This window comes from Dokdonia sp. MED134 (assembly GCF_000152925.2).
In the GTDB taxonomy this organism is placed as follows: Bacteria; Bacteroidota; Bacteroidia; order Flavobacteriales; family Flavobacteriaceae; genus Dokdonia.
Window position 1 is genome coordinate 2,373,058 of sequence record NZ_CP009301.1, and the last position, 26,402, is coordinate 2,399,459.

General features: G+C 38.2%; 23 protein-coding genes. 6 read left to right on the plus strand and 17 right to left on the minus strand.

Annotated features, from left to right (window positions below; all coding sequences use genetic code 11):
• Window positions 1-2: 2 nt before the first annotated feature.
• The 8 genes from MED134_RS10485 to MED134_RS10520 form a co-directional block, all read right to left on the minus strand.
• The gene (locus MED134_RS10485; protein WP_035326860.1) at window positions 3-839 is read right to left on the minus strand and encodes a PKD domain-containing protein; all 837 of its coding nucleotides are present in this window, start codon (window positions 837-839) and stop codon (window positions 3-5) included.
• A 17-nt stretch (window positions 840-856) separates the two neighbouring features.
• Window positions 857-2,320 (minus strand): RagB/SusD family nutrient uptake outer membrane protein, encoded by a 1,464-nt coding sequence (locus MED134_RS10490; protein WP_038598730.1) that lies wholly within the window; start codon window positions 2,318-2,320, stop codon window positions 857-859.
• Between the two features lie 11 nt (window positions 2,321-2,331).
• Complete coding sequence (locus MED134_RS10495; RefSeq protein WP_038598732.1) at window positions 2,332-5,400, minus strand: SusC/RagA family TonB-linked outer membrane protein; 3,069 nt, start codon at window positions 5,398-5,400, stop codon at window positions 2,332-2,334.
• Between the two features lie 265 nt (window positions 5,401-5,665).
• On the minus strand, window positions 5,666-6,013 hold the full coding sequence (locus MED134_RS10500) for a cupin domain-containing protein (protein WP_038598735.1): 348 nt from the start codon (window positions 6,011-6,013) through the stop codon (window positions 5,666-5,668).
• Window positions 6,014-6,018: 5 nt separating this feature from the next.
• A complete protein-coding gene (locus tag MED134_RS10505) occupies window positions 6,019-8,316 on the minus strand; it encodes an alginate lyase family protein (RefSeq protein WP_038598738.1) in 2,298 nt (765 codons plus the stop codon).
• A gap of 6 nt (window positions 8,317-8,322) precedes the next feature.
• Window positions 8,323-10,542, minus strand: coding sequence for a heparinase II/III family protein (locus MED134_RS10510; RefSeq protein ID WP_038598741.1), 2,220 nt, complete (start codon window positions 10,540-10,542; stop codon window positions 8,323-8,325).
• Window positions 10,542-12,845 (minus strand): chondroitinase-B domain-containing protein, encoded by a 2,304-nt coding sequence (locus MED134_RS10515; protein ID WP_038598744.1) that lies wholly within the window; start codon window positions 12,843-12,845, stop codon window positions 10,542-10,544. Before MED134_RS10515 ends, MED134_RS10510 begins: the two co-directional genes overlap by 1 nt.
• A 46-nt stretch (window positions 12,846-12,891) precedes the next feature.
• On the minus strand, window positions 12,892-13,857 hold the full coding sequence (locus MED134_RS10520; RefSeq protein WP_237747109.1) for a polysaccharide lyase family 7 protein: 966 nt from the start codon (window positions 13,855-13,857) through the stop codon (window positions 12,892-12,894).
• Between the two features lie 254 nt (window positions 13,858-14,111).
• Here MED134_RS10520 and MED134_RS10525 point away from each other — a divergent pair, with 254 nt between their 5' ends.
• The 3 genes from MED134_RS10525 to MED134_RS10535 are packed head-to-tail and all read left to right on the plus strand — an operon-like array spanning window position 14,112 to window position 15,613.
• A complete protein-coding gene (locus MED134_RS10525) occupies window positions 14,112-14,441 on the plus strand; it encodes an ArsR/SmtB family transcription factor (protein ID WP_038598747.1) in 330 nt (109 codons plus the stop codon).
• Between the two features lie 48 nt (window positions 14,442-14,489).
• Window positions 14,490-14,957 carry a DUF6428 family protein gene (locus MED134_RS10530; protein ID WP_038598749.1) on the plus strand — a complete coding sequence of 156 codons (468 nt, stop codon included), beginning with the start codon at window positions 14,490-14,492 and terminating at the stop codon, window positions 14,955-14,957.
• A 23-nt stretch (window positions 14,958-14,980) separates the two neighbouring features.
• Complete coding sequence (locus MED134_RS10535) at window positions 14,981-15,613, plus strand: low molecular weight phosphatase family protein (protein ID WP_038598752.1); 633 nt, start codon at window positions 14,981-14,983, stop codon at window positions 15,611-15,613.
• Window positions 15,614-15,702: 89 nt separating this feature from the next.
• Here MED134_RS10535 and MED134_RS10540 read toward each other — a convergent pair whose 3' ends face one another.
• The 6 genes from MED134_RS10540 to MED134_RS10565 all read right to left on the minus strand — a co-directional run bounded on the left by MED134_RS10540 (window position 15,703) and on the right by MED134_RS10565 (window position 19,928).
• Entirely contained in the window at window positions 15,703-16,311 is a 609-nt protein-coding gene (locus tag MED134_RS10540) for a hypothetical protein (protein WP_148305658.1), read from the minus strand.
• A 10-nt stretch (window positions 16,312-16,321) separates the two neighbouring features.
• Window positions 16,322-17,317 carry a YHYH protein gene (locus MED134_RS10545; protein ID WP_038598770.1) on the minus strand — a complete coding sequence of 332 codons (996 nt, stop codon included), beginning with the start codon at window positions 17,315-17,317 and terminating at the stop codon, window positions 16,322-16,324.
• Window positions 17,318-17,335: 18 nt separating this feature from the next.
• Complete coding sequence (locus MED134_RS10550; protein ID WP_202807057.1) at window positions 17,336-18,001, minus strand: SCO family protein; 666 nt, start codon at window positions 17,999-18,001, stop codon at window positions 17,336-17,338.
• Window positions 17,970-18,392 carry a toxin-antitoxin system YwqK family antitoxin gene (locus tag MED134_RS10555; RefSeq protein ID WP_052084280.1) on the minus strand — a complete coding sequence of 141 codons (423 nt, stop codon included), beginning with the start codon at window positions 18,390-18,392 and terminating at the stop codon, window positions 17,970-17,972. Before MED134_RS10555 ends, MED134_RS10550 begins: the two co-directional genes overlap by 32 nt.
• Window positions 18,393-18,561: 169 nt before the next feature.
• A complete protein-coding gene (locus MED134_RS10560; RefSeq protein WP_038598776.1) occupies window positions 18,562-19,413 on the minus strand; it encodes a YHYH protein in 852 nt (283 codons plus the stop codon).
• 218 nt (window positions 19,414-19,631) lie between these two features.
• A complete protein-coding gene (locus MED134_RS10565; RefSeq protein WP_035326904.1) occupies window positions 19,632-19,928 on the minus strand; it encodes a hypothetical protein in 297 nt (98 codons plus the stop codon).
• A gap of 191 nt (window positions 19,929-20,119) precedes the next feature.
• Here MED134_RS10565 and MED134_RS10570 point away from each other — a divergent pair, with 191 nt between their 5' ends.
• From MED134_RS10570 to MED134_RS10580, 3 genes are read left to right on the plus strand one after another with little or no spacing between them, the layout of a single operon-like run.
• The gene (locus MED134_RS10570; RefSeq protein WP_038598779.1) at window positions 20,120-21,133 is read left to right on the plus strand and encodes a sensor histidine kinase; all 1,014 of its coding nucleotides are present in this window, start codon (window positions 20,120-20,122) and stop codon (window positions 21,131-21,133) included.
• Entirely contained in the window at window positions 21,130-21,810 is a 681-nt protein-coding gene (locus MED134_RS10575; RefSeq protein WP_038598782.1) for a LytR/AlgR family response regulator transcription factor, read from the plus strand. The genes MED134_RS10570 and MED134_RS10575 overlap by 4 nt, the downstream gene beginning before the upstream one ends.
• A 14-nt stretch (window positions 21,811-21,824) precedes the next feature.
• Complete coding sequence (locus MED134_RS10580) at window positions 21,825-22,346, plus strand: DUF3124 domain-containing protein (RefSeq protein ID WP_038598785.1); 522 nt, start codon at window positions 21,825-21,827, stop codon at window positions 22,344-22,346.
• A 23-nt stretch (window positions 22,347-22,369) separates the two neighbouring features.
• Here MED134_RS10580 and MED134_RS10585 read toward each other — a convergent pair whose 3' ends face one another.
• Genes MED134_RS10585 through MED134_RS10595 form a run of 3 tightly spaced genes read right to left on the minus strand, consistent with a single transcriptional unit; the run spans window position 22,370 to window position 26,230 of the window.
• A complete protein-coding gene (locus MED134_RS10585; protein ID WP_038598787.1) occupies window positions 22,370-23,308 on the minus strand; it encodes a carbohydrate kinase family protein in 939 nt (312 codons plus the stop codon).
• On the minus strand, window positions 23,301-24,647 hold the full coding sequence (locus MED134_RS10590; RefSeq protein ID WP_038598790.1) for a sugar porter family MFS transporter: 1,347 nt from the start codon (window positions 24,645-24,647) through the stop codon (window positions 23,301-23,303). The genes MED134_RS10585 and MED134_RS10590 overlap by 8 nt, the downstream gene beginning before the upstream one ends.
• 38 nt (window positions 24,648-24,685) lie before the next feature.
• Window positions 24,686-26,230 (minus strand): glycoside hydrolase family 32 protein, encoded by a 1,545-nt coding sequence (locus MED134_RS10595; protein ID WP_038598793.1) that lies wholly within the window; start codon window positions 26,228-26,230, stop codon window positions 24,686-24,688.
• Window positions 26,231-26,402 lie beyond the last annotated feature (172 nt).

Genomic DNA, 26,402 nt, shown 5'->3' on the forward strand with positions numbered 1-26,402 from the left:
TATTATTGTAATGCCGCCGTAAAGTTGTCTATACGTGCTTCTACACCTGCGTTATAAAAGAATATACTTACTGTACTATCTGCACCTGAATTAAAATCAAGTGTAACTAATGTGTAACTTTCATCAGATCCTGTAAACTCAACTATTGCAGATGCTTCTGCAGTAGCGCGATCTACATAACCACCACCAGGTAAAACAGATACTGTTGCAGACCCTCCTGGATCTTCTATTCTGTAAGAATATGTAATTCTGTAATCTGTATTTGGTGTAACTGTAAGTTCTTGATATCCTATTCTAGAGGCATCACTTGGCAGTTTTGCTGCCTGGCCACCTTCTGGCACAGTACTACTTGTATTGATTTGAATCACCCCACCTAAGTCTGAGTTACGCCACGAGTCACGACCATCACCAGTTCCATCTGGAAGGGTATTGTCTTCAAAGCTAGGTTCTATAATTACTGGAATAATAGCCTCTGGCTCTTCTGGTTCGATTACCTCTATTGTGTCAGAAAAAGTACTCACTACTCCTAAGGCATCAGATGCTGTAAGTGTTATAGTATAAGTTCCTTCTGCCGCATATTCATTTTGTCCGTCTACTTCTGTAGAGGTGTTTCCATCACCATAATCCCAAGAGTACGTAGTGGCACTAGTAGATAAATTTGCAAAGTTGTAAAGTGCAAAATTATTTATATCAACCGTAGCAATAAAGTTTGCTTCTGGTGGTGTTGTGTCTTCTTGACTTCCTGCCTCAGGAAGGTCTAATTCATTTTCACAAGAAATGGCCGCCACCATCCCTAAAAGTAAAAGGGCAATCTTGCTTGTTTTTAAAAAATATTTCATCTTCTTATTTTTTTAGATTAGTACCCAGGGTTTTGTGATAATAACCCATTACTAAGGTTAATTTCAAACTGAGGAATAGGTAATAATAAATCTGTAGCGCTAAAGCTATGTCCATTTGCATTTGAGAATGCAGTAAGAACATCTTGAGCCACTCCAAACCTTCTTAAGTCGTGTATTCTGTGATTTTCAAAAGCAAGCTCTACACGTCTCTCGATAAGTAAATCATCTCTTGTAATTACAGTTACTGTATTTGCATCATCATCTGGATTATCTGGATCATCTGCTAGTCCAGCTCTATCTCTTATAGCTTGGAAAGAGGCGAGAGCATTAGACGAGGTAGTCTGAGCACCACCAGCTAGTATAGCCTCTACGTGCATTAAAAGCACATCTGCATAACGCAATATAATCCAGTCATTACCCGCACTCGTAGGGTCACTACTCGTTTCTGCAATACCTAAATCTGCATCGCCATTAGGAATCCATTTTACTACTTGAGTTTGTGTAGGTTGTTGTGCATCTACTCGCTTTGAGTATTGTGCTCTATCTCCACCAAATTCATCTAGAGCTGCAATAGCCTCATCTGTCACATAGTTTACTCCACTTGTACGACCTACACCGTTAAGCATTTCTGCAGAGAAGTTTTGACTTTCAAGAGAGTTGCTTGCTACATAACCTACAGTAAAAATGTTTTCACCATTTGCCTCATTAAAGAATACATCTCTAAAATCTGCTTCTAGTGCATATTGCTCACTGTTTATGATATCTTCAAGTAAACCTTGAGCCTCACCATAATTAGTTCCTTGTGTTAAATATACTTTTGCGAGCATACCTTGTGCAGCAGCTTTTGAAGCTCTATTAGGAGTACTCGTAACATCTAGAGAACCGATTGCATTTTGAAAATCTGTAACAATAAAGTCATAAATATCACTTGTAGCTACTCTTGTAAATTGCGCTTCAGAATCAGAGATAAGTATAGGCCCATCTATAAGTGGTACATCACCATAAGAGCGTACTAAGTTAAAATATGCAAGCCCTCTTAAGAACCTAGCCTCACCTTCTATAGTTGCAGCATCCTCTCCAGCTAAGTCGATATTATCTAAAACTAGATTAGCTTTCGTAATAATATCATACATACTACGGTAGTAATCAAATACAAAACCATTAGTAGGTTGTACAGTAAAGTTGTCAAATTGACCAGCTTCACCTTCACCACTTTTTGATCTTGTGTTGTCACTGAGCATCTCTGTTACATAGAACTCAATTTGTTGTGCGTGATTAAGACTTGCATCTGTAAGCTCAAGGCTATTAACACCTTGTAGTGCGTCATAAACTGATACTAAAACAGATTCAAGCTCTTCTGCATTATTTGGGAATGTCTCACCCACAAGTACCGCTGTTGGTACTGGCTCTAAAAAGTCATCGCCGCAAGAGACAGTGCTCACTACGATCAATAACATCAATAATCTTTTAAATGTTTTCATAGTTGTCTTTCTTAAAATTCTAAATTAACTCCTAGCGAAATTGTTCGAGCGATAGGCGATCCTCCACGTTGGTATCCTACATTGAGAGCTCCTTCACTTTGGTATGATTCTGGGTTCCATCCCGTGTAACCATCTGCAGTGATGTACATTAAGTTTTGCCCTGAAGCATATACACGAGCACGAGATAAACCTACACGTGAGATAAGATCTTTATCAAATGTATATCCAAGGCTCAATGTACGTAGTGCTACGTATGATGCGTCAGAAATAATATCATCAGTAAAAATTTTCTCTTTAATAAATTGTTGATCTGGAGTTGTTTCAGTATTGAAATCCTCACGACTACTAAATTGATTAAAGATATACTGGTCTGCAATGTTTCTTACCTCTGCACCCCAGCTTCCTTGTAGTGTGAAGCTAAAATCTACATCACCTATTTGGAAATCATTTGCAACACTCCAGATGAGATCTGGGAATGGATCACCTATGATTGTTTTATCCTCATCGTCTATAAGTCCATCACCATTTAAATCTTTTACATAAACATCTTGTGCTTCACCACCTACTACTGCATAAGGATCATTTATAAATTCAAGCGGGATATCTCTATCCACTACATAACCGTAAAAAGAAGAGATAGGCTGTCCTTCAAGAGTGATCCACTCTGCAGCACGTTTGCTATCCACATTTGTAATAAGTCCACTTGCTCCAGCAAAGTCCGTTAGTTCATTTTTATTAGTAGATGCTAGTATGGTTGTACTCCACGTAAAGTTTTCATTTGTAATATTACGTGTGCGTAGCTCAACCTCAATACCTTTATTAACAACTTCTCCTCTGTTTGCTAGTGCTTCACTAAATCCAGTAGTTGTAGAGACAGGTACATTAAGTAATAACTGGTCTGATGTTTTGTTATAGGCATCTATAGACCCAGAAATTCTTCCTTGGAATAACCCAAAGTCTACAGCGACGTTTGCCTCACTTGAGCGTTCCCACTGTAAATCTGGGTTTGCAACATTTATAGGAGCAAGACCATTTACAACCTCATTGTTAAAGACACTGGAATTAGGCCCATATAATTGTAGTGATGGGTATAACTCAATGTTATCAGATATAAGACTGCTACCTAAGCTTAAGTCTTTGTTACCTGTAAAACCGTAACTAGCTCTAAGTTTTAAGTTACTTATTACATCGCTTTCGCTAAGGAAATCTTCTCTCGCTAGGTTCCAACCTAATGATACCGCTGGGAAGTAACCATATTTGTTATTTACTCCAAAAGAAGAGTGTCCATCTGCTCTTAAACTTACAGAGGCAAGATATTTGTCTTCATAAGAATAGTTTACACGTCCAAAAAACGAAAGTAAACGCTCTTCAGTATTATATGATACATTTTCTATTACCGTTGTTCCACCACCTAGAGTTTGTAAAAGGTCATTTGAAAATCCGTTTACAGCAACCGCAGTATACTCGCGATCCCACTTCTCAGCAGATGCTCCTAAAAGTGCACTTAAGTTATGCGACCCAAAAGATTTATCATAAGTAAGTAATGCTTCAGTAAGGATGTGTATGCGCTCGAAGTTGTCTAAATCTAGTTGTGCGGCAGATGCACCGTTACGGCTAGCTTCTACTCCTTGGTAACGACGTTGCTTTCTTGACTGGTAATCACCACCTAGAGTAGCTTTAAAGTTTAATCCTTCTGCAATCTTGTACTTTCCGTAAAAGTTACCATACATTCTAAACTGCTTATCTGTACGATCTCTCTCTAATACTTTTGCAGCAGGGTTTTGGTTACTTGTAGTACTTATATCTACTAGCTCACTTCCATCTCCAAAGAGATCATAATTATCAAAGTGACGTTCTCTAGCATAATCACCTATTTGTACATCTGGATATACGTTGCGGTCTACATATTGAATAGAGTTTGCATCGTGAAAAATAGGTAACCACGGTTGTTGTCTTAAAATATCGTGAGTAGATCCATCAAAACGTCTTCTATTTGTATAAGAAGGAGCAAGGTTAGCCCCAAAAGAGAAGTTGTCATTTACTTTAGTATCTACTTTAAGTCTAAAGTTATATTTCTTAAAGTCATCTGTAATAAGTACTCCCTCATCGTGTACATAAGAAAGTGAGGTGTTGAATTTTGTTTTCTCACTTCCACCTCTCGCGCTCAGTGAGTGACTTTCTATCTGTCCACCGTCAAAAATGCGATCTTGCCAAGACTCATCTATACCTAGAAGCTCTCTATATTGAGACCTTAGAGAAAGTTCTCCAGTATTTGCAAGCTCTCTAGCGTGAGATGCTGCTACGCTTATATCATAAGCATCACTTTGTCTTGCTTCTTTAAAACCAGTAAAGGTGTTGTAACTAAAAACCGTTTTACCTTCTTTACCCTGCTTAGTGGTTATTATAATAACCCCACCAGAAGCTCTAGAACCATAAATAGCAGCAGATGCTGCATCTTTAAGAACTTCTACAGAGTCTATGTCGTTTACATCTACCGTGTTTAGGAAGTCTGCATCGAGAACTACGCCATCTACTACAAGAAGAGGCCCGCTGTCTCCAGCAATAGATCCTACACCTCTAATGTTTATTGTAGCATTAGATCCAGCTTCGCCTTCGGTAGCCTGTATATTAAGACCGGCAACTTGACCTACGAGGGCTTCGTTTGCTGTACCTACAGCTATCTGGTCTAGATCTTCATTTTTTACTTTACCTACAGCTCCAGTAATTTTTGTTCTAGATTGTGTACCATAACCTATTACAACTACCTCTTCAAGAGCATTTGCATCTACTTTAAGACTCACGTTTGCTTCAGTTTGCCCAGTAATAGGAACAATCTTAGTAGCAAAGCCTACATACGAGTACTGTAAGACATCACCAACCGATACAGACAGCTGGTAATTACCATCAAAATCTGTTGAGACTCCGTTTTGAGAACCTTGTACAATTACACTCACTCCAGGAATAGGAGCATTGTCTTCCTCCGAGACTACGGTACCTTTTATAATATATGCGTCTTGCCCAAAAAGCAATACACCACATAAAAGAAAAAAGGCTAAGGAAAACTTAGTTTTTACATTCATAATTAATGATTTAAGATTTAATTAATTTGTTTTTTAAATAATCCTCAGAAAAACATTAAGTGCTATAGGTTCTGTATGCGTTTTACTACTTTTACAGCAAATAGGCTTTCTAAGTTTATTTATACTTCCTACCAGAAGTGATTATCAAGGACAGTGTCGCAGCTGTCCTTTTTTTATTGGTTTTCCAAACTGGTTTACCACTTTGGAAAACCAAATATGATGATAATAAATTGTTAATGCAAAAAAAAGAGTGTTAAAATATTAACTATTTCATAAAATCTTCGCGTATTGGTGAGAAAACGTCAATAAGTACCCCTGCTTCAGTACAAATAGCTCCGTGTAAATCGTGTGGCGGAATGTAAAAAGAATCTCCAGCTTTAAGGGTCTGAGTCTTTCCGTCTATGGTAACATCAAAAGATCCACTCTCTACATAAGTTACTTGAGAATGGTAGTGCTCGTGCATAGGTCCTATTCCTCCTTTTTCAAAATGTACCTTTACGAGCATAATCTTATCGTCATAGCCCATTATTTTGCGTTTTACGCCTTCACCTACTACTTCCCACTCAATGTCTGCGCCTTGTATAAATTCTTTACTTGATCCAAATGATTCCATAATGTTTAATTTTTAAGTTGTTTGAAATAATATGTACCCTTCCAGGTGTATGTATTGTTAGATAATTCTAGTTTGTGTTGCGCTTTCGCGAAAGCGGAATCTACCACAATCACTACATAACGGTCTTTGTTTTGTAAGGTTAGCTCTAGGACTGTATACCCTTGAGGTGACGCTAGTGATTTAATATGTTGAACGGCTGCATAGGCATTTTCTGCTTTTTCGGTCACTGGGTTATACGTGCCGTGAGACTCTATTACTTGCACAAAAAGACCATTCTTCATATTGTTGCGACGATGTATAAGCATAGGGTCACGACGTAAATTAAACTCTGGATCACTCGCCCCTACACGACCAAAAATGAACTGGTCTTTACCCTCTGTGAGAACAGTTGCCGAGTAAAACTTCTTGTTATCTAGCCAGGTAAACTGTGTGTTTTCTGTACTAGGGATGCCTGTAGCCTCTTTCCAGATATGCTGGTAACCTGCTTTTGTGCCTAGCGGGCTGAGTTGAGGTGGAGTGTTTAAATCAAGATTTGTCGCTACTACCTGCCCTTTATAATAGAGTGGTAGGTCATATTTGTGATTGCCATCACTGGTCACGTTAAGAATATCTATAAGCAACGGTTTTTTATGATGGTCTAGCGTTACCATCATCATAGTACGAGTAAACTCTGTGCCGGGGTAGGCATTTGCCTCTACCGCACTTACAACTTGAATTTTTGGGTCGCTTGTTTCAAAAGTGGTCACCTCTGGGTGATGTTTTGAACTTTCTTTAAATATACCTTTGTAATGAGAGGTTTCATCTTGTACGAGGGTGTTGTGAGCTATAGTTTGTTTTGCCCAAGTTGTATTTTCTTTAAGATATCCTCCACCATTTTTTTGCTCTACATTTACAAAACGCGCCAGGCCATAATCTTGTAATACCTCTTCACCATCTTCATATAAGGAGTACGATAATTTATCAAAGTGACCGTGACTTAACCCGTGAGCGGCATTCTTCATAACAAGCGCCATTGTACCACCCTTATAGTTTGCACGTAATATTGCTACGCCACCTTCATCACCTTTTGCCCCGTCACGTAAGAGCATAGACTCTTTTATAAAAGGTTGTGCTTTGCCTTGATGTATGCCTTGAGCGACGGCAAGACCTGTGGCATCCAGCTGTACATTATCTTGTTGTAGTGCAACAGATAGTAGTCTTGGATCTTGATTACCGTAGTAGTATGCAATATCTACAGCAGAAACTAAGGACGCCGTTTGGTATGACATTCCCTTCTGACCATCATTAAGAGGGAAGAACTCACCATCTGCATCTGTAAGGTTTAGTAGGGCATCTACCGCTTTAATAAGTACACCACCGTTGTATTCAAATATCTTGAGCTCTGGTTTTTTAGTTTCTAACGCTTGCGCGAAAGCTAAGAAGGGATACATCGCATAACGCTGATAGTAAGGTCCCTCTGTATAATAACCATCTGGCGAAAATGGCTCATCTAGATTTGCCAAAAACCCGGTTTTCTGTCCTTCTGTCTTTATCGTTCCGCCATCATTGTCAAGGGCTTCACTGTCTATTCCGTCGTCCTTTATTCCGTATAAAGCTCTATCTACAAGCTCGTCATCATTCATCACTAAGCCTATCATCCCTACAGCTACAGTTCCCCAAGTGCTATGATTATGTACTCTATTAAAAAACTGTGGCGTTTCTACAGATAGAAAATCTGCAAAGGGGCGGAATAACTCATTGTCTAAGGTCTGTCGTTCTTCTTCTGTGATCCATCCTCTTATACCGTCATACGCCTGACTCATATACACGAGCCAGTTTGCGTCATTTAGACATTGCCAAAAGATTTTACCGCGAGCATATGAGCGTTCTTGCGGGTGACGAGGGAGTGACTTGTACATCTTTGCATATGCTAGTAGTACATCTCTGGTAAACGCTGCATATTTGGTGTCGCCTGTAATTTGAAACAGGGCACCTGCTTTTTGTAAAGTGGCATAATTTTTTTTGTGTTGAGTATGGGTGTAGCCTCCAGCCATATCTTTTGGTATGGGCACTTGTATACCTTCTGCCATTGCTGCATCTACTTCTTGCTTTGCTCGCTCAAGCGATTTGTCAAATAATGGTACACTCCCTAATGCACTTTTGATATCATCTACACTTTTTGAGGTAAGCATTAGTTTAGGGTGATCTGCAACATTTTCTGAGTCACTTACTATATTAGTTTGATCTTGATTTTTACAAGAGAGAGCAACCATTACAATTGCGATGAGCTGTATAGCTTTTTTTAAGTGTTTAAAGTGTGTCATAAATAGTTACTTTATCTTATAAGTTACCTCTGTTGCAGGTTGTAATGTGTAGTTTGTATCAATACCATCTTGAGTGACAATAACTGCTACTTTTTTGCCACTTAGTAGTGTGATGGTTAATTCTTGATTGTTTACTTGAGTCATTATGTCTGCCCCTTCCGGAATATCTATAGTTACTGTGTCAACAACTGCTTTTGATATATTAAAGTAAATGGAGGTGTTTCCTTTAGATAGTATTTTTATACTGCCATTATGAAGTGACCACCCTTTTAAAGAGGGGTTTTTATCAGTCTCTAGTATGCGGGTGTCATAAGTGCTATAAGGATAAAGTACAGTAATAAAACTATGTGATGCTTCTCCTTCTTTAGAAACGGTAGACCACTGTTTTCCTCTTTTTCCAGATGTAGTTACACGATCCACCTTATTGAGTTGGTAAATATCTAGACCGCTTCCGTTAGAAAAATTAGAACGTAAGAGTTCGTCACCATTTTCTGTGGTGTAGTGACCTTGCCATTGTTGCTTATAGATATGTGCTTCTTTAGCGTAAAAATTGTCTTTCACGATCCAAAAATCATCTTCTACAGAGATTACTTGTCTTGTGTATGCAACCCCTTTTTCCTCAAAGCCATCGTGGCTACCTATAAAGAGATCTATAGATTCGTTAGAAAGCCACCCCAGCACCTTAGGCTCTGGAAGACTTTTAAATTTCCCAAAACCACTTCCTCCTTTATTAGATGTGTAGTCTTTACCTTGAAGTATATTGTCTACAAGTGCAACATTTTTTACTTCACTATTTTTAAATAGTTCTAGGTCATCTAGTGAGTAGCGTACCTGGTAATTAGGTAAAACTACGTGCTCATTTGCCATTGCTTGAATACCTAGCATATCTCCGTGCTGGTGGTCTGGCTTGTCTTTATCTAGACCTGCAGATATTATGAGCATTTTATCACTAGCCTTCCAGCCTTCTCTCATTATATAATAACCTGTGTCTGTAAAAGCATATGACTTTGTTTCTGGTGGTGTTGCTTTTATAGATTTTAATCCTTCTAGTTGATTACGGCTTAGATACCATAAATACTTAGGTTGTACTGCTTGCTTTGCAAAATGTCCCATTGCTGGATCATCAAATAATAGGTAGCCTAGTGTAAGTGTCCCAGAGATGTCATTTTTTTCTGCCCAAGGCGTATCTGTATCATCGGAGAGTACAGGAGCGCTTCCGTCTGGATAGGCAATTTTGGTGAGCGTTGTAAATAATGATTTGAGCTTGTCTTCCCATAGTGCACTTACGGGCATATTACTTTTTTGAGCCAATTGGTACACATAAAAATAGTTGTCTATATCGCTCTGGTGGTAATGTATAGTACGTTCAAACTGAAACCCATCTTCATTAATCTCTCTTTTAAGATGCTCCTCTAGAAGTGACATAGCGTGTGTATACCACACATCTGCATCTTTAAAGTCATTTAATATTATAGCAAGCATAGCCAGTGCAGAGAGACCTCTGGTCTGGTGATTGCCAGCCTTAAACTCTTTATTGTTTTTATATAAATGAGCTGCGTGTTGAAGTAGTGTGGCTATAGTAGTAAGTTGATTTTTGTCTGTGTATGCTGCTTCTCCCAGATATCCATTATGTATTTGAAGCCAGTTTAAAATGCGATAACCAGATCTAAAAGACTCATACACGCCATTACCATCATTTATGGTTTCAAAACTATTAGTAATTAAAGCATTATTAAGAGATGCTAGTTGCGATGTGTAATAGTCTATGTAAGATGGGTTTTTATTCTCATAGCGGTATAAAAAGGCAATGTCTACCATTTTATGTTGCCTAGCAAGGTGTCTTAAACCATATGCATTAATAGGAGTTCCATTTTTATAGTTAAAAGGTAATTTCCAAAACGTGCTATCATCAAATTTATCTAGGTGATCTTGAGCTCTAGCCTTGTGATATGTCTCCATCTTTGGGTAAAGACGTTTGTACTCTTCAAAACGCGTGTCTATCTCGTGCCAGTCATAAAAATAACGAGAGGCAAAAACAGTTCTAAAATGTAGGGCGAGACCAGCCTGAGAAACTTCTCCTAGATCTTTTTGTACGCTAGTTTTGAGATATGGGTATATATCATCTATAGCAATTACCCGTTCAGAAGGAATATGCTGTGCATATCCCGATAGAGTAAGTAATAAAAAGCATAGCTGGACCCCATATTTTTTAAAACGCTGCAACATTAGTAAACTAACTTAAGTTTTAAGTTTTGCACCACTTTAATCTCTCCAGAGTTTAAAATCTTATTATCCACAGGTTCTTGTCCTTTTTCACCCCACAGTACTGCAATAGTTTTTATAGGGTTATTTGTAAAGGTATTTTCGGCAAGAGTTACGTTTACGATCCCTCTTGTTTTTAATAAAATACTACTCTTCTCTTGAGCGCCACATTGTGTAAATGTATTGCCACGCACGACAAGGCTACCGCCTATAGTAGATTCGTCATAACCACCACGGTAGTAGTCTAGCACATTCATCCCTACGTTTGTAAAGTTGTTATCCTCTACAAAAACAAAAGCCGCGTTATAATCTCCTTTGTCATTAGTTTCCTTATTAAGTTGGATACCTCTTGCAGTGTTTTTTATGGTACTATTTTTAATTGAGATTGTATCTGCAAACGAAGCTTTACTAGTTTCTAACACACTTTTAAAACCATCTATCTCAACATTATCTAGCCATAATTCATATGCCTGGCCCATCCCTTTTTCTAGGGTTGCAAACGCGTCTGTACCTTTATCACCCTTAAGTATAATGTTTGATAGCTTAAGCTTTGCTCTGGGTTGTAGTTCAAAACCTTTGGTAGCGTTTTTAAAAGTAATCACGGGTCTGTTAGTCGTTGCTGTAGATTGTAGGGTTACCGCTTTCGCGAAAGCGTAATTACCATCCACCCCATAAGTGCCAGGAGCTATATTTATGGTAGTGCCTTGGCTTGCATTTTTTATAGCTTTTGCAAGCTCTGCTTCTGTCGAAACTGTTATTGTTTCTGGGGTGTTTTGTGCTGGTCTGGTGTTAAACCAAGAGGTCCCGTAGTTTGAGATATCTAGCAATTCTTTATGATTACTTGATACCGAAACAATAGCTCCGGCACTGTTAGACTCATCACGGCTGTTGCCTAATAAATCTTGATCTATACGGTCAAAATCAAAACCGTTGTAAAGTTCATTTTGCGCTCCTTGAGGTGCAGAAAATATGTTGTCACCTTGTGATAGGTCTAGTGTTTTTGTAATAATACCATCTGTCGTATAATCGCTCGTGTTTTTTACATTTATAAAGTTGCTCTTAAAAGTCACTCCCGTTATGGAGTCATATGTTTTTACAACACTCGCAGTGGGCGTATCTGTGTATATAAGATTATTTGCTACCACCATACGCTCTGCTCTTGCAGATCTAATCTCTGAAGCGGGTAACACCTCTGCCTGACTCAAATTTGCACCTACACCAAAATGCCAAGGCGTCTTTGAGTTTATAAAAGAGTTATGTGCAACCACAACATCTGTCACTTGGTTATAACGATTAAGAGGAGATTTTGGGATACCATTCATCACGGCAAGCGGAGCCCTAAACTCGTTTCCTTTTAAGTTATAGAAGTAGTTGTTTACAATCCAGTGGCCCGTGTTTATAACACGTATACCACCTATAAATTCTGAATTGTCATTACCTATAAAGACGTTGCCATCTATAGTAGCATAATTACCGTGTCTCAATACCAGTGAACCCTCAGATTCAAAAAACACATTGTTTTTAAATGTATTGTAGTTACTCTTACTAGAGATAATCTCTACCTCACCATTACAACGCTCAAAATAATTGTGTTCTACATTTACATACCCTGGTGTCATAGAGGTATAGCTGTCTCCCAGTTGTAGCGTCTCTGCACGTGGACCTCCTTTTCTAGGGCGCGGGCCAAAATGGTTGTCTTTAATCTGGTGATAGGTATTTACATTTTCATTACCCTTAAGCATCACACGCAGGGTAGGACCTTGGTTTGTTTTACCAGTGATGTAGTTATGGTCAAAGCTGTTATGTTGCCCCCACAGTTCTATCCAGTGGTTTTTACTATCTCGATCTGGGTTTGTAAAATCTTCTATCACACAGTCTGTCACTCTAGAGTGGTAAGCAATTTTTGAATCATCTATTTTATATCTTATTACAGCTTTTTCTGTCGTAAATCCGTTTTTAAAATGTAAACCACTCACGTGCAAGTACGACCCGCCCAGCTTGAGTGAAGAGTTACCCTCTAAGATAACCTCACCTGGAGTTTCGGCTGTAAGAGATATGGGATTTGCTTCTGTACCCTCACCATAAAATTTTATGGCAGCATCTGTCCAGACACCGTTTTTAAGCACAATATGATCTCCGGGTTCTGCATTTTTAATAGCTGTGTTGAGCTCGTCTATGGTAGCCACGGTCTGGCTTGCGTCTAGTGCTGCCTCTTTACAGGCGCTTAAAAGTACGAGTGAGCAAAGAAGTATGAGATGTTTATACATAATGTGATTGTTGGTGTTTTAAGAGCGCTTTCGCGAAAGCGTACTATTAATGTGTAACCTCTATATTATAGTACTTAAGCGTTGCAAATGCCTGTGCGTCTGTACTGGTTAAATAATTACCTGCTTTAAAGTAGTTTTCAAAAGGCCATTTCTCTAGACTCACGTCCTCATAGATTAATGGACTTTGATCGTTGAGCTGTATTTCTAAACGGGCGTCACTAGCTGTAATGCTCAAACTGAAAGGTTCAAAACCCACATAACCCATATTGTCTTTTATGTCTTCCCAAGTATCGCTTGAGGTCTCTAGTAAAGCATCTCCCTCTGTAGACTCATCTACTAGTGATTTTTTATGAGACCAGATGTAACCGTCTTTCCAATACATTTTTAAGAGAGGTGGCCCGTTATTAGAACTAAAGCCGTGGGTCTCCATATCTTCTTCAGATATAATACCGTGTACTTGCATTACGATAGTGCGATGATAGTCGTTACTTGAGTTACCATCTTGAGATATGTCTTCCATTTTAAGACTGCCAGAAAGTATACCTCCTTGTGCAAGAGTCCAATTTTCTCTCGAGTTAGAAGGGTTTATGAGCTCTCTTAACTCTGTTCTAGAATAACTACTATTTGCTGTAGATGAAGCTGGATACACGTGAAAAACAAGTGACGTGTCCTCAATATCATCATACATAAATGGTGTAATTGCCTCTATGTTTTGATACCCAAAATCAACTAGTTGTGCTGGTTGATATTCGTCTGGGCTTCCGTTATTATTTTCATCAACAGCTAGTGTCACTTTCCAGTTAGAAAAATCTATTGGGGCATACTGGCTAGTATCTGTCTCCCCATCTGTAGTGCCTTGTGTATCTTCTACTTGTGGTGTAGGTGTAAAAGGGGTGTCATCTCCCTCATCTGTAGACGAGCAAGAGATACTAGCTACACATAATAAGAGGGTAATAACAAACCTATATTGTGTAGATTGTAGCATACATTGTAGGGTGATTACTGTTTGCATTTAAATTTTTTAAACTGGTTTTCCAAATTGGTTTACCAGTTTTACATCTCAAATATAGATATAATTATAAGACTCGCAATATTTTGGCGTAAATTTTACGCTATTGCAAATTATTACCTACTATAATTGTTTAATTTGAGTTTGTGATTTTGTTGAAGCCATAATTAAATTTTACACTAAAAGGAATTTTAACTTAGTATAATGAGTTTGTATTATTTATTAATCGTAATATTGCAATCAAATAATATAATAAGATGGGATTAACAAAAACCGAAATGTTTACAGATGAGCAAAACCAGATTTCACTTTTCTCAAAAGTATTTGGTCACCCTGCTCGTGTAGCGATATTGCAGCATTTATTTAAAATAAATAGTTGTGTATGTGGCGACCTTGTAAATGAAATAGGTCTTGCACAACCTACCATCTCACAACACCTTAAGGAGCTCAAAAATTTAGGTTTAATAAAAGGTAATGTAGAGGGTACGAGTGTTTGCTACTGTATTAATTCAGAAAATTGGACACGTATGAAAGAAGTAATGCAGCAATTTTTGGATCAAGATATTCTCGCAACAGATTGTTGCTAAAAAAAATTATTCTCATTAATCGTATAATCGCAATAAACAAATAGAATTATGAAACTGTCAGAAGTAAAAAATGTACTTAATGGGTTGGAGACAATTTCTTTCCAACTACCAAGTGGAGAATTAGTGCCAAGTCATTTTCACGTGACTGAGGTAGGTAAGGTGTCAAAGCACTTTATAGACTGCGGTGGTACCGTGCGAAAAGAGGAAGTAGTAAACTTCCAACTATGGAATGCAGATGATTATGACCATAGACTACATCCAGAAAAACTGGTAAATATTATTGAGCTTTCAGAAAAGATATTAGGTATAGAAGATCTGGAGATAGAAGTAGAGTATCAAGCGAGCACCATAGGTAAATATGGGCTTGATTTTAATGGGTCAAGTTTTTTACTTACTTCAAAACAAACAGATTGTCTAGCAAAAGATCAATGCGGTATACCTGGCGCAGAACCGGCTGTTGAGACTGTCGCAGAGACAAGCTCTTCTTGCTGTGGGCCTAATAGTACGTGTTGTTAATCAGATTTTAAAAAGAAACCTATATGACCACAACAGTATCAACGCTATACCCAAAAATCAATGATTTTATTGAGGGTTTAGATATACATAGTATTACAAAAGAGCGTAAGGAGACCCTTGAACCGTTAATAGCGTTTGTTAAAGAAAAGCACAGGCAGCAGGAGATTATAAGACTCAATTTTATATGTACACATAACTCTAGAAGAAGTCATCTTGCTCAAGTGTGGGCACAGGTTATGGCTTACTATTTTGAGATAGGGAAGGTGTATAGTTATTCTGGCGGAACGGAGCGTACAGCTCTTTTTCCGGTAGTTGCCACAACATTAGAAAACACAGGTTTTTTAGTAAAGACTATTTCTAGTGGTGATAACCCTGTTTACACAATAAAGTTTGCAGAAAATGAGCATCCTGTTATAGGGTTTTCGAAAAAGCTGGATGATACTTTTAACCCTAGTGCAGGCTTTGCAGCAATAATGACCTGCTCACAAGCAGATGGCGGATGTCCCTTTGTAGCTGGTGCAGAAAAGCGTGTGCCTATTACATTTGAAGATCCTAAGGTGTATGACGGCACTCCACAGCAAAAGGAAAAATACCTAGAGCGTAGTACACAAATTGCAACAGAAATGCTTTATGTGTTTTCTCAAGTGAAAGGATAGAATTGATGCGTCATATTTATTCAATAAAGAAATCCTCTTAGTTTTATACTAAGAGGATTTCTTATTAATAACGCTTTTTACCCTTAGGTCTAAGCGCGCTTGTATACTTTCTTGCTTAGGAGAGCTACAGCTATGACGAGGCCAAGTATAGAAAGAAATGATACAGGTCCCATCGAAGCTTTCTGAATATTTATATCTATAAACTCATCTTCAGTTACCGAAAGCGATAGCGAGTAATTATTATCCTTATTAAGTACAAACTTTGTTTTTTTAAAGTCTTCTTTAAGTATAAGTAGGGCACTCTTACTGTTATGTATATTCTTAAATAGCGTGTTAGTTAAGTCTATAGTCTCAAGATCAGAAGGCACCTTAGTTAACGTAAATAATACCTTTGTCTCGTGACCTAGTTGCACTTTACCATTAGTAAGGATGTAATTTTGATTCTCATTAAAACTTAGGTTAAGATTCTGTGCAATATGATTTAAAACCATTTCTCTAAACTCCTCTGGAGTCTTGTATGGAGTGCTGGCATATGCTTGCTTTATTTCTTGCTGAAATGCAGTGAGAGAAGCATTAATTTGTAATACCCATACATCATTTTGCTTTTCTGCTAAGATAATCGTGGAGGCCTCTGTTTGATGTGCAAAACTCACTGATGTTATAAAAATCACTAGAGTCGAAAGAAGAAACTTTTTCATAATTCTAAATTTAGTTTGCATAAGCCCCTTTGAGACCATTTATGAAGTTGTTGTTGCCTGCGTTATCTACGTGATAGTGATAACCTCTAGTAACATCTGTATGTCCGCGAAGCTCATCAAGATCTGAAGCAGCGATTCCTTCTTGATTTTTATTTTCATAGATTCTGTGTCCATCTAGTGCATATCCTATAAGTGCGGAGTGACCATCTTCTTGTTCTACTTTTAGGCTAATGCCCGTTGCTGCGTGATAGTGATATCCTTGGTGTACATTAATATGACCCCCCGCATCATCAAATGGGGCTAATGTATAAGCTCCTAAAATATTATCTACTGGTGCTGGTGCAGAAAACTCAACTCCGTTAAGGGCGATACCTCGCGTAGACGGTGCACTATTTTGTCCAGGAGGTCTTCCTGGGCCTGTAGCAAAAAGTGTAGAAGTATTTTGTAATACTGGAGTTATAGGTATTAGGTATGTTTGAGATATATCTGTGATATAAGAAGGTAAACATTCTACACAAAAATTTTCATACTCTTCACCCACAGCAGGGTTTGCTGCATTTATACAATCTTGCTCCGTGTCTGTGACGTATATGTCACCATTTTCATCATACATTAACCAGTTATCATCTTCATAAAAGGCTGCCATATTTTCTATAAAAGCGCCATCAACATCATAAACTTCGCCATTTTCTAACCAGATCCCTCCCGCATCTGCTCCATCTGCTATGTTATCTGGACACCAAGGCCCCATCTCGTGGTCAGACGGAGTACTGTTTGTGATAATCTGATAGCAATCTGTATTTGTGCCATCTGAGAGTGTACAGGGAACAATGGTTAAGTAAACACCGTTTGTTGTGAAATTTTCTGGGTTCACATTTATAACTATTTCGTCACTATTGTTATCACTATCCTGATTAGAATTGTCATCATTAGAACAAGATGTGCAGCTCATCATTCCCAAACAAAGAATAATAATGGCGCTTAGGTAGATTTTAGAATGTTTCATAAGAATAGTTTTGCTGGGTTATTTTTCTTCTTTTAAAGTGTTTATATCTGCTATAAGTTGCTGTACAGATGTTGTATTGAGACCATTGTAAATACCTCGTATATGTTTGTCTTTATCTATGAGGACAAAATTCTCAGTATGTAGAAACTCATCTTCGGTTTTATTGAGACCTAAATCTTCCTCTATGAAGTATTGATTTCTACCTAGGTCATATATTTCATCTCTTGACCCTGTTAAAAGGTGCCATTTATCTTTTACAACTCCGTTTTGACTTGCATAGTCTTGTAGGACTTCGCTTGTGTCGTGTTGAGGGGTTACAGAGTGTGAGATTAATAGTATTTCTGGATCATCTATAAAGGCTTGCTGAATTGAAGCCATATTTTTTGTCATTTTTGGACATATGCCTGTACAGAATGTAAAGAAGAAATCTGCTACATATATTTTATCTTTAAAAGTATCTTGTGTGATAGTGTCGTTATATTGGTTATATAATTTAAATGACGGTACTGTATGTAAGGTGTCGCTAGTGGTATAAGATGCATCTGGCCATAATGGAGTAAATGTGGCTTCGTTATAATACGGGAGGATTTCTACACGACTTGAGGCTATGTTTGTATCTGTACAGCTTATAATGCTTAGTATAATGATAAGGCTAGCGCTCCACAAGTTGCACTTGCTCATCATCCAACTGAAAGCAGAGATTTGCTCTTTTGAGCCCAAATATTCTTCCATTTTTTGCTTCATAGTTGTTATAAATTTTTCCGTTTTCTCTCCAAGATTGTTGTAGTCCTTCTTCTTGACCGTTTACAAGGGTAATTACCTTAAACTTAACGCCGCTTGTATACCATTGATATTGCTTGCCGTGGGGAACCCCATTTTCATAATTTGCTATAGATCTTTTGTTTCCATTATGCCACCAGGTACTGGTCTTTCCATCACGTATGCCATTATTATAATTTGCTTTAAAACTTAAGGTGCCGTCTGGAAAATACTTTTCTTGAGCGCCGTGTTTTTTTCCTTTCGCGAAAGCGGTCTTCTCAGAGATTGTTCCATCAAGATATATGCTTGTTGCCACCCCTGTAAAAGGCTCTCCCTTATAATAGAAAAGCCCTTTGTGGAGGTTTAACTCGTTTAGTGTGACGGCTAATTCAAACTTTGAGTTTACTGAGGGTGTATAGTTTGTGACTTTTGCCTCAGTATTACGGTTACAGCTTATAATGAACAGGCATATTATGAGTGTTAGGCTATAGTATCGCATTTGGGGTACCTTGATAATCTCCAGGAAATATGATATAGTACTGGTTAAGATAAAGATCATCTTGTATGTGGTAATGATACTCCTCCTGATCTGTGTGTTGTGTAGTTGAGGTATGCCCACCAGATGCATCTAAATCTTCGGGATAGCTACCAGTACTTGCACAAATACGACCATACACAAAAAAACCATCGCTTATAATCCCTATAAGGTTGTCATCATTGTTGCTAAAAGCCTTTGGCTCTAGGTGATAGTGATAACTTTGTGGACCCGTGTGTGCTGCTGTGTAGTCTAGTGATGGTACGGCATCATCTAGTGGTACGTTAGGGCCTTCTTGATCATCATAAATCATCGCGCCACTTACCGCAATACCTATAGGGCCAAGACCTGTAGCGGTAGTAGTACTTGCTAGTTGTGGTGATGAAGAAACGGTAAGAGAGTATGAACCATTAAAATCATCTATATTACCAGGTGCCATCATCTCATAAGTTGTGAGAGTGGGCTCTACAAAGAGTGGGTGATTCTCATTTGCTGCTGGTGTTACGAGTACATTACCCATAGGGTCTGTAGCTGTACGCTCTGTAGTATTAGACCAGTAGGGAGAGGTATGGTTAGGGTAACCATTGCTCTCTATAATAACATTAGGACCGCTTAGTAGGACTGAAACATTATCTTGATCAAACGCTGCAAAGGCTGCGTGAAGCTCTGCGGTTGTATCGCCGTCATCTGTCGTTGTAGTTGTGTCATTACTATCATCATTACTACAAGCTACAAGTATGACAATTGCAGCGCATAGTAGTAGTGAAAGTGCTGCGAGATTTTTTTTGATGGTCGATTTCATAATCAAGTTTTTAAAGGGTTTGTTTTATAAATGTACCCTGTTTGTATATGCTGTTTTTTAATATTCTGTGAATGCTAGTTAGTTTTAAGTGAATGGTCCTAAAAGCTGTATCACAGGTTTTTAATGTAGATGATTAATTGTTGAATAAGTGAAAAAAAGGAAACTCCATAATTTCTTATGGAGCTCCCTAACCAAACATCAATCAAACAATTTATATACTATTTCTTACCTCTCGGTTCTCTTCTTTTAGGTTTTGGAGCTTTTTTGAACTCCTTTTCTGTGATAAAACCATCTTCATTAGTATCTACTTCTTTAAAAGCTTCTTTAAGTGGTCCTTTTATTTCCGACTTGTCGAGCTTGTTATCTTCATTTGCATCCATATCTTTAAGTAATTGTGCAAATGTAGGCGGCTCTTTTCTGTCATTATTTCTTTGCCCTTGAGCACAAGAAACAGATACAATACCTAGCGTAAATACAATCGCTAGTGCGCTCATTTTAAAATTTATCTTTTTCATAATAATTGTTTTTGTGTTACGCTTATTTGACTCCAAAGTTGGCAATTAGTTAATTGTAAATGGGCTGTTTTCTGCCAGTTACCTTTGGTTTTCTGCGAGTGACGTATTTATATCTATAAATGAGATAAAACAATAGCTGTAATTGCCTCAAAACAGCGATTGTATGAATTTTTATTTACGTTATTTGCGCTATGAATCTATTAGGAAGATATATTTCTCAGGTATTATTATGGCTAGGAGTCTGGAGTACGCTCTGGATATCTGGCGGTCGCGATGCTATATTTATAAGAGATAACGGTCTCGCATTTGTATTACAAGTATTGATTTTATTTGGTCTTGTATATTATGTAGTGCCTCGCTTATTGTTTAAAAAGAAGTACCTCTACTTTATTTTTGCCACAATACCTGTAGTGATACTATGTGCTTATATCTCATCAGAGTTTGCACCTACACCTGTTAGAAGACCGCCACCTATGGGACTTCAAGGAGGAGCTCCTGGCAAGTTGCCTTCTCGTTTTTTTATACACTTATTAGTCCTTACTATCTCAAGTGTTACAGCTATTTTACTAGAGACATTTATTTATGCTCAAGAAAAAGAAAAGAGTTATGCATATGCTCAAGCAGAGCTAAAAGAAGCAGAGCTTAAGTTTTTAAAAATGCAAATCAACCCTCACTTTCTCTTTAACGCGCTAAATAACATCTATGCACTCTCTGTTACAAACTCAGATAAAACGCAAGAAGGAATAAGCACGCTCTCTCAAATGTTGCGATATGTGCTGTACGATTGTGAACGACCAGAGGTATCACTTGGTAAAGAAGTGGAGTATATAGAGCATTACATTGCCCTCTTTAAACTCAAAAGCAGTAAAGAGTTTAATATACGTTTTGAACAAGATATCACAAATGAAAATATACAAGTAGCTCCTATGCTATTTGTTCCTTTTATAGAAAACGCTTTCAAGCATAGTGGGATAGAATTAGGAGGTAGTAACTACGTATTTCTTTCGCTTAAAGCGAAAGAAAATCACATAGACTTTTATATAGAAAACAGTATGCCTTCAAAACCGCTAGTTACAGACGGAGCCGGTGGTATAGGTTTACAAAATGTAGAAAAGAGACTAGAGATTTTATACCCTCAAAAGCACAAGCTTACTATAAAAAAATCTGATACCTTTAGAGTAGCTTTAAAAGTAAACTTACAATGAGCACCATAAGCTGTATAATAATAGATGATGAAGAGCTAGCAAGAACGCTACTAGAAACCTATGTAGAAAAGGTGACCAACCTCCATAGTTTTGGTTCTTTTCAAAACCCAATAGAAGCCTTGTCATTTATAAAAGAAAACCCTGTAGATCTTATCTTTTTAGATATACAAATGCCTGAGCTCAAAGGAACAGAATTTGCGAGCATCATCGCTACAAGTAAAAGTAAAGTGATATTTACAACAGCCTACTCTGAATATGCATTAAAGGGTTTTGAGCTTAATGCTCTAGATTACCTGCTCAAACCCATTACCTTTAACAGGTTTTTAAGCGCAGTAGAGAAGTTTCCGTTACAAGAAGTACTAGTAGACCCTACACATCTAGTCATAAAATCTGGATATGATCTTTATAAAATTGTTCCAGACGAAGTGCGCTACATCGAGAGTGATAGCGAGTATGTAAACTACCATCTAGAAACAGGTAAAAAGATAATCGCAAACCAGTCACTAAGTAAACTTATAAAAACCTTACCAACTTCATTTTTAAGAGTACATAGGTCTTTTATAGTAAATGGTAATAAAGTCACGGGGTTAAAGGGCCGCGATCTTATTATAGGAGATAAAAGAATACCAGTAAGTGATAGCTACTACGATACGGTGAAGAAATCATTATTTAATTAGTACTTTTAAGTACTATGAAAACAACTGCTGTACATATATTATGCACTTTGCTTTTGGCACTAAGTGTCATAAGCTGCAATGAGCAAGCTCAAGTAAGTTCTGTAAACCCAGAAAACTGGGGAGCAAGAACGGCTACATTACCCACTGGTGATACGCTAGCTCAAGGGAAGACATATCTGTCTATCTACTCTCAAATTTTTAGTTACTCAGAGCATAAAACGCATAACTTAACGGCTATGGTAAGCTTACGTAATACTAGTGATACAGATACGGTATACATAAACAATGCATCATATTATGATACACACGGCAAGTTAGTACGTACATATTTTGATAATGCAATATATCTATCACCACTTGAAACTACAGAGATTGTGATAGATGAAAAAGATGTCACTGGCGGTACGGGGTCTAATTTTATATTTGAGTGGAGTACACCTGCAGGAGCATCAGAGCCGCTTTTTGAGGGTGTAATGAGCTCTACTATGGGTCAACAAGGATTATCTTTTACCACCCAAGGAAAAAGAATCAAATAGGGGAGTAGCTATAAAATTACTCTCTAGCTTAATAGGTTATTAATCTCATCATTAGTAACTATAGGGTTTGCACCTGCTTTACCAGCAACCAGGCTACCTACTGCACAAGCAACTTCTAGCGCATCTTCGGCAGTCTCGCCAGAGAGAAGCCCAAAAACTAATGTTGCCAGAAAGCTGTCTCCAGCACCTACAGTATCTACCACCTTTGCAGGAAAACCTACTTGTGTATGTATGCCACCTTTATGATAGAGCATCGCACCTTCAGACCCTAGCGTTACACAAACTGTAGGAGTCTCTGTCATTGCACTGAGCATTTTTAACTCATCCTCTAGTGTGTCACCCTCTATGCCCATTGCCATCACGATGAGCTCAAGCTCTTCATCATTAAGCTTTATCATATCTGCCGCTTCCATTAGGCCCGCCACAATCTCAAGATCATAATGAGGAGCACGCAGGTTAAGGTCAAAAACAGTAAACTTAGATCGTTCGGCAAGTACCTCAATAGCTTCAAGATTTACAGCAGTTTCAGCCATAGTGCTATCTTCATCAAGGGCTTCAAGTATATTTCCGCTTTCGCGAAAAGCGAGACTACCGATAATAAGAGCATCTGCAGCGGTCACTGCTTCGGCATTTTTCTCATTCCAAGCGATGGCATCCCAAGCAGTGTCTTGAGCAATCTCATATGAGGCACTTCCAGCTTTGTCTAAGGTGACCTTTACTTGTCCTGTAGGTTTGTCATTGCGTTGTATCAGAGCCGTGTCGAGCCCCTTTTCCTTTATAAGCGCCAGGGCTTCTTTACCTAAAGCGTCATTTCCCAAAGATGAGATCATAGATACATCTACTCCAAAGGAGTGTAAACGTAGCGCAACGTTAAGTGGCGCGCCGCCTAATCGTTTCTCATCTGGGAAAACATCCCATAATATCTCGCCGTAACTGGCTATTTTAAGTGGTGTATTAGGCATCTGTAACAAGCTCTTTTTCTAGTTCTTCTAGGGTACGTCCTTTGGTCTCTGGCATAGCAATAATTGCCCATAATAGTTGGAGTACCATCATTCCTGCAAAGAAATAATAAATATTCCAAAGATGGTCTCTCATTATGCCTTCTTTATCATCTATAAAAAATGGAGTTACGAGCGTTATGACAGCTGCAAAAACCCAGTGTGTACTCGTACCCCAAGATTGCCCATAAGCGCGCACGCGATTTGGAAAAATTTCTGAGATAAAAACCCATATAACAGCACCTTGTCCTATAGCGTGTGACGCTACAAAGGTACATATGAAAGTAAGCAAGAGGGCAGGACTTAATTGCATTTGGAAACAAATACCTACCATAATAAGGCTCACAATATAGCCTACAGATCCTATTATTATAAGTTGTTTTCTTCCTAGCTTGTCTAGTAATCGCACGCCTATAAATGTAAAGATGAGGTTTACAATACCTATCGCAATAGAGTTAAAGAGCGACTCAGACCCACCAAGACCTGCTTGTTCTAATATTTGTGGAGCATAATAGAGCACAAAGTTGATACCAGATAACTGATTAAAAAAGGCGATAAGAAAACCTAACCATAATACTTTTGAATATTTCTTTTGGAAAAGATTTTCTGAGGTTTTAGTTTGCTGTAAGTCTAGTTTTATTTCTTCTAGTCTTGACTGTGCAGCCCCAGCTCCTTCATATATTTTTTGTAAAACAAGCATTGCGCCTACATCATCTTTTTTCTGTAGTACGAGCCACCTCGGGCTGTTAGGCACTTTCATCACCATAAGAGTATATATAAGCGCAGGTATAGCTTCTACACCTAGCATCCATCGCCAGTCGTTTGTACCGTCTACACCTTTAAGCAGCCAGTTTGACACAAAGGCAATGAGGATACCAAAGACGAGCCAGAACTGATAGAGACCTCCCAGTTTACCACGGTTAGACTCAGAGCTTATCTCAGATATATAAATAGGTGCCGCCACAGATGAGACTCCCACACCAATGCCTCCTATAAATCTAAAAGCCGAAAATGAATACGGGTCTTGTGCAAGTGCACAACCTACGGCTGAAACAAAAAAGAGGATTCCTATCCAGAAGAGTGTCTTTTTACGTCCTAATTTTTTAGTAGGAAAACCACCTAGTAGAGATCCAGCCACGGTCCCCCATAATGCCATACTCATTATAAAAGTACCGTGCATAAATGGCGATAAATTCCATAACTCCTTTATGGGTGAGTTTGCACCACTTATAACTACGGTGTCAAAACCAAATAAAAAGCCAGCGAGGGCTACGGTAATACTCCATTTTGTAATTTCTTTCATATGCCTTGTTTTGGGTGATGAGGTCGCGTGCTTCTACACTACTTCCATATTCGTTTTATTTTACTCACTTTTAAATTTGCGATTGTAGTATTCTCACTTGTAAATGTGAGTGCGGTAAAGGGTGTGGTAGGAAAAATTTGATCTGTAAATACAGTGCTCCCGCCATCTATAAAAATCTCAATAGATGATGCATCCATTACAATACTATAAGCTACATCAGTAGGGCTGTCAAGAATTGCTGGTGCTGTGTGAACTTTATCGCCAAAGGATGGTTCAAAGCTTATAATGCCAGATTTTTTCCGGTCTAGATAGTAGTTTTTTGTGCTGCTATCATAACCAAATTTTACTGATTCCTTATTGACATTTGTAAAGTTGAGTTTAAAGTCATCTAGTTTACCGGGTATTTTAAAATCTAGGCGTTGCTCATTATAATTTTTACTAGAGAGAGACATTCCATTCTTCATCGTATCGTGTACTACGGTTGCATAAGCATATTTATCTAGAGAGGTGACGGGATAGTTTTTAAGGTAAAAGCCATTTGTCTTGTTTTTATGTAGAGTAAGCTTTCGCGAAAGCGTCATTGCACTGCGCCAAGCTTCTGTAGGGGTGTCACGGGCATAGTTCCAGTTGCTCATCCAGCCTATAAACGTACGTTCTGTATCTGGCAGTCCATTAAAGGTAACGCCGGCATAGTTATCTGTACCATAGTCTAGCCATTTTATTTCCTTTTGGTTTGTAGTAAAGGTGGTCCCGTCAAAGTCACCTACAAAATACTGAGTCCCCGATCCACCATTTGGCGCGCCAGGATTAATACTTATAATCAAGACCCACTTAGTCTCATCGCTTCCCTCAACTTTGAGCGGAAATAAGTCTGGACACTCCCAGACGCCGCCGTGAGCTCCTATGTTTTTTCCAAACTCACTCATAAGAGTCCAGTTTTTAAGATTTGGGCTACTATAAAATTTGGCGTGATCGCCAGCGACAAGTGTCATCACCCATTGCTCAGTATTGTCATCCCAGAATACTTTAGGATCTCTAAAGTCTTTGATGTTTCCGTCATTACTTATAACGGGGTTGCCACTATATTTTTTCCAAGTTTCACCTTCATCTAGACTATAAGCTATACCCTGAGTTTGAAAATCCTTGCGTCCTGCTTTTTTACCATCCATAAGGTGATAGGTAAAAATAGCAACCATAGGAGGATTGTCTTTTGTCCCTAAGCCAGAGGTGTTATGTATATCCATCACAGCGCTACCAGAAAATATAAGACCTAGCTCATCTGGATACAAGGCAATGGGTTTGTGTTCCCAAGAGATAAGATCTTTTGAGGTGGCGTGACCCCAGTGCATAGGTCCCCAGACTATGTCTTCTGGGTAATGCTGGTAAAATAAGTGATAAGTGCCGTTGTGGTATAAAAGCCCGTTTGGGTCATTCATCCACATTGTGGGTGGAGTGAAGTGGTATTGAGGACGATAGTTTTCGCGAAAGCGGTCTTCTACCACAGCCACTTCATTTACAGGAGTTGTTTTTTCTTTACAACCTATAAGAGTGAAAAGTGCAAGAATGATAAGAAGCTGCTTCATTTTTTACTATGATTTTAGAACTTTAAGGCTCTCCTAGTTTAATTTTAATTCATAGGTGGACTAGTTAAAGCATCCTAAAATAGGTCAAAAATTCACATTTTGATAATAAATATAATAACTTATTAAGAATACATCGTTTTCGTACCCAAAAGGATTTGTTTAAATTGTACTA

Coding starts and splice junctions, on each gene's coding strand:
- MED134_RS10485 (WP_035326860.1), bottom strand. CDS start 839: ATGAAATATTTTTTAAAAACAAGCAAGATTGCCCTTTTACTTTTAGGG.
- MED134_RS10490 (WP_038598730.1), bottom strand. CDS start 2,320: ATGAAAACATTTAAAAGATTATTGATGTTATTGATCGTAGTGAGCACT.
- MED134_RS10495 (WP_038598732.1), bottom strand. CDS start 5,400: ATGAATGTAAAAACTAAGTTTTCCTTAGCCTTTTTTCTTTTATGTGGT.
- MED134_RS10500 (WP_038598735.1), bottom strand. CDS start 6,013: ATGGAATCATTTGGATCAAGTAAAGAATTTATACAAGGCGCAGACATT.
- MED134_RS10505 (WP_038598738.1), bottom strand. CDS start 8,316: ATGACACACTTTAAACACTTAAAAAAAGCTATACAGCTCATCGCAATT.
- MED134_RS10510 (WP_038598741.1), bottom strand. CDS start 10,542: ATGTTGCAGCGTTTTAAAAAATATGGGGTCCAGCTATGCTTTTTATTA.
- MED134_RS10515 (WP_038598744.1), bottom strand. CDS start 12,845: ATGTATAAACATCTCATACTTCTTTGCTCACTCGTACTTTTAAGCGCC.
- MED134_RS10520 (WP_237747109.1), bottom strand. CDS start 13,857: ATGCAAACAGTAATCACCCTACAATGTATGCTACAATCTACACAATAT.
- MED134_RS10525 (WP_038598747.1), top strand. CDS start 14,112: ATGGGATTAACAAAAACCGAAATGTTTACAGATGAGCAAAACCAGATT.
- MED134_RS10530 (WP_038598749.1), top strand. CDS start 14,490: ATGAAACTGTCAGAAGTAAAAAATGTACTTAATGGGTTGGAGACAATT.
- MED134_RS10535 (WP_038598752.1), top strand. CDS start 14,981: ATGACCACAACAGTATCAACGCTATACCCAAAAATCAATGATTTTATT.
- MED134_RS10540 (WP_148305658.1), bottom strand. CDS start 16,311: ATGAAAAAGTTTCTTCTTTCGACTCTAGTGATTTTTATAACATCAGTG.
- MED134_RS10545 (WP_038598770.1), bottom strand. CDS start 17,317: ATGAAACATTCTAAAATCTACCTAAGCGCCATTATTATTCTTTGTTTG.
- MED134_RS10550 (WP_202807057.1), bottom strand. CDS start 18,001: ATGATGAGCAAGTGCAACTTGTGGAGCGCTAGCCTTATCATTATACTA.
- MED134_RS10560 (WP_038598776.1), bottom strand. CDS start 19,413: ATGAAATCGACCATCAAAAAAAATCTCGCAGCACTTTCACTACTACTA.
- MED134_RS10565 (WP_035326904.1), bottom strand. CDS start 19,928: ATGAAAAAGATAAATTTTAAAATGAGCGCACTAGCGATTGTATTTACG.
- MED134_RS10570 (WP_038598779.1), top strand. CDS start 20,120: ATGAATCTATTAGGAAGATATATTTCTCAGGTATTATTATGGCTAGGA.
- MED134_RS10575 (WP_038598782.1), top strand. CDS start 21,130: ATGAGCACCATAAGCTGTATAATAATAGATGATGAAGAGCTAGCAAGA.
- MED134_RS10580 (WP_038598785.1), top strand. CDS start 21,825: ATGAAAACAACTGCTGTACATATATTATGCACTTTGCTTTTGGCACTA.
- MED134_RS10585 (WP_038598787.1), bottom strand. CDS start 23,308: ATGCCTAATACACCACTTAAAATAGCCAGTTACGGCGAGATATTATGG.
- MED134_RS10590 (WP_038598790.1), bottom strand. CDS start 24,647: ATGAAAGAAATTACAAAATGGAGTATTACCGTAGCCCTCGCTGGCTTT.
- MED134_RS10595 (WP_038598793.1), bottom strand. CDS start 26,230: ATGAAGCAGCTTCTTATCATTCTTGCACTTTTCACTCTTATAGGTTGT.